At 64.9% G+C, this 3,247-nt stretch carries 3 protein-coding genes; all 3 read left to right on the forward strand.

The genetic code is table 11. The annotated features are described in order from the left end of the window. The first annotated feature begins 1,197 nt into the window (after positions 1-1,197). Positions 1,198-1,476 (forward strand): type II toxin-antitoxin system RelE/ParE family toxin, encoded by a 279-nt coding sequence (locus OXF11_07105; protein MCY4486870.1) that lies wholly within the window; start codon positions 1,198-1,200, stop codon positions 1,474-1,476. Between the two features lie 15 nt (positions 1,477-1,491). Continuing rightward, positions 1,492-1,797 (forward strand): HigA family addiction module antitoxin, encoded by a 306-nt coding sequence (locus tag OXF11_07110; protein MCY4486871.1) that lies wholly within the window; start codon positions 1,492-1,494, stop codon positions 1,795-1,797. 76 nt (positions 1,798-1,873) lie between these two features. Then, positions 1,874-3,247: PhoX family phosphatase (locus tag OXF11_07115; protein MCY4486872.1), on the forward strand; the 1,374-nt coding region annotated here is incomplete at its 3' end.

The raw sequence follows: 3,247 nt of genomic DNA on the forward strand, positions 1-3,247 counted from the left end.
CTCGTCAGGCAGCACGCTGCGTCGGGTGTGAAGGAATAACGGCTCCGCCGTAGAGATGGAGCCGCATTGCGGGAGATCGATGAGGGGAGACAAAAGACGCTCAATATCAACGGGTTAGCCCGAACGGCGCTTGAGCGGGAGAGGGAGGTCGGAGCATACAAGGGTCGAAGCCGTGGATCACGCGCGGTCTCCGGGCATGTGCAGCGGTGTCGTCGCGAGCGCAGGTCTGGCAGCGAAGATTCCCTAGGGAACCGGGTGCGACGCTCCAGAGAACCGGGGCGGTTCCCTGGAGAATCACGGCGTATTACGACATCCCGTACATGCCTGTTTTATCGGCAGTTTTTTCGTCATACACCGTATTGCGGAAATACTACAATCGGATTACCGCCGCTTACAATCCACTTACAGCAACCCGGATCGGGCCATGGCCGGCGGTTGCGCTGGCGGCGAAGCGGACTCAAGGCATTCGGGACTATATGGCGCCGGGCATCATGACAGCCTGGGGATTGGCGGCCGCGACAGGCGCCAAGGCAGCACCGTCCACAACCTCGACAAGCTCGTTGCCGACGGCGCTGCGGCTCAAGCCCGACAGAACCGTGTCCTGTTTCCCCCGGCGAGGAACACGACCACCGGGAACTCGGCAGACACCGGGTGGCGTTTGAGCGCCGGCTTCGCTGCGCACTGGCTGGAACACTTCCGCGACCATCGTGGGTCTTGACCGGCGTCAAGGAAACAGGAACCGACAAGGCGATGCCCGGCGGGCCAACACGCGCCGCGACACCCACCCGATCATTACTGTCGGCGGTGGTGCAGATGTGCCGGACATTCCACAAGTCGCCAGTGAACAGAGCGGTGCGGGCAGTTGCGCAGCATGCCCGGCACGCTCTTGTCGGAGTCGAGGTGCAGGATGTCTTCGAGGACAGACACGGGCGTCGCCGAAACGTAGCGACGCCCGGTTGGCGGAAGCGGCGGCGGTCACGGGCGCGTCCGCGTCCAGGCGTTCGGGCGAGTGCGCAACGCCCGCCGCGCACTCGCGGAAACAACTCCCAACGGCCACGCGGCGCGACCGGCGCTGCCGCTCGGCGGAAACATGTTCCTGCGGGAATCGAGCGACCACGGCGACACCAGCCGTGGTCACGGTGGCGATCCTCGATATGGGTTTACGGAGAACGTAAAATAGCTTAGAGTGTGGCGCACATGATCCGGAGTTTCAGGAACCGGGAGACGCAGTGCTTCTTCGAAGGGCATCGCGTCGCAGCGTTTCAGGGGTTCTCCTATCAGGCGGCGCGCCGCCTGGTCTTGCTGGACAGCGTGGAGACGTTGCGAGACCTTTCCGCGTTGCCGGGCAACCGGCTTGAGGCGCTGCGCGGTGACCGCGCTGGACAGCACAGCATTCGGATCAACGATCAGTGGCGAATCTGCTTTCTCTGGACCGATGACGGACCGTGCGAGGTGGAGATAGTGGACTATCACTGAAATGGGGGGTCGAACATGAACGCCAGGAACGGAATGAGGCCGGTGCATCCCGGCGAGATACTGCGCGACGAACTCGACGCGCTCGGCTTGCGGGCCAACGCGCTGGCGGACGCGCTGGGAGTGCCGGTGAACCGCGTGACCATGATCCTGAACGGACAGCGGGGCGTCAGCGCGGACACGGCGCTGCGTCTGGCGCGGTATTTCGGGACGACGCCGCAACTGTGGATGAACCTGCAAAAGACCTGGGAGCTTCGCCGGGCCGAGATCGAGGCAGGCCGCGAGATCGCCGAACGCGTCACTCCAAGACAGTCGGTAGCGTGACAGGGTTGGGATCGATGCCGATCGCGCTTCGCTTGCGCGTTGTCATGGGCCGGAGCTGCACCACGACGGAGGAGAGATGTCAGACACGACTATCGCCGCCGCCAGAGACGGGACGCCAACTGACGAGTTCGACCCGGTTCGCGATTCGCCACAGGTCGAGACGGGCTTCGGGAAGCTGGCTCCCAAAGCCATTTCCCGGCGCGGGTTCCTGAACGGCAGCGCTGCCTTCGCAGCCTCCGCGTTCGTGATGGGTACCGGGGTGCTGGAGCCCCTCGCCGCTCTGGCCAACCCTAACCGCTTCGGCTTCGAGGCGGTGGCGGCCAACACCCTCGACACCGTCACCGTTCCCAAGAGCTACAGGTGGCACCCGGTAGCCAAGTGGGGCGATCCGATGTGGTCTCGCGGCCCCGCGTTCGATCAACAGACCCGCGGCACCGGCGCCAGCCAGGAGCTGGCCTTCGGCGACAACAACGACGGCATGGCGCTCTTCAACCACCGCGGCCGGAATATCCTCGCGGTCAACAACGAGTACGTGAACCTGGGCATCGTCTTCGCGGGCGGCAGCAAGACGCCCCGCAACGCGGACGATGTGCGAAAGAGCAAGGCCGCGCACGGCGTGTCGGTGGTGGAGATCGCCCGGAAGAACGGCGCGTGGTCCATCGTCAAGGACTCGCCCTACAACCGGAGGGTCACCGCTGACACGCCCATGGAGATCACTGGCCCGGCCCGCGGTTACGAGCTGCTCATGACGGCGGCCGACCCGGCCGGCGCGCTCAGCCTCGGCACCTGGAACAACTGCGGCAACGGCCGCACCCCCTGCGGCACCTACCTGAGCTACGAGGAGAACTTCCACGAGTATTTCTCCAGGAGCGACCCCGGCGTGAAGATCAGCCCCGATTTCAAGCGCTATGGCGTTAACGCCACCGACAAGTACGGATGGGCGATGACGGACGAACGCTTCGACATCGCCAGGCACCCCAACGAGCCGAACCGCGCGGGGTATGTCGTCGAGATCGATCCCCTGGACCCGAAGTCGAACCCGAAGAAGCGCACCGCGCTGGGACGCTTCAAGCACGAGACCGCCGAGGTCGTGCTGGCCGCCAACGGGGAGGTGGTGGTCTACATGGGCGACGACGAGCGCGGCGAGTTTCTCTACAAGTTCGTGAGCGACGGCCGCTACGTGGAGGGCGGCGACAACGCCGATCTGCTGGAGGACGGCAGGCTCTACGTGGCCAGGTTCGCAGACAGCGGCCGGGGCGAGTGGTTGGAGCTGACCCCCGAATCCACCGGAATGGCCTCCATGGCCGAAGTCTGCAGTCATACCCGCATCGCCGCATCCGCGGTGAAGGCCACCACCATGGACCGTCCCGAATGGGTGGCGGCGAATCCGCGAAAGGCGGAGGTCTACTGCGCGCTTACCAACAACAAGAACCGCGGCAAGAAACCCAAC

This window comes from Deltaproteobacteria bacterium (assembly GCA_026712905.1).
Classification (GTDB): domain Bacteria; phylum Desulfobacterota; class Binatia; order UBA9968; family JAJDTQ01; genus JAJDTQ01.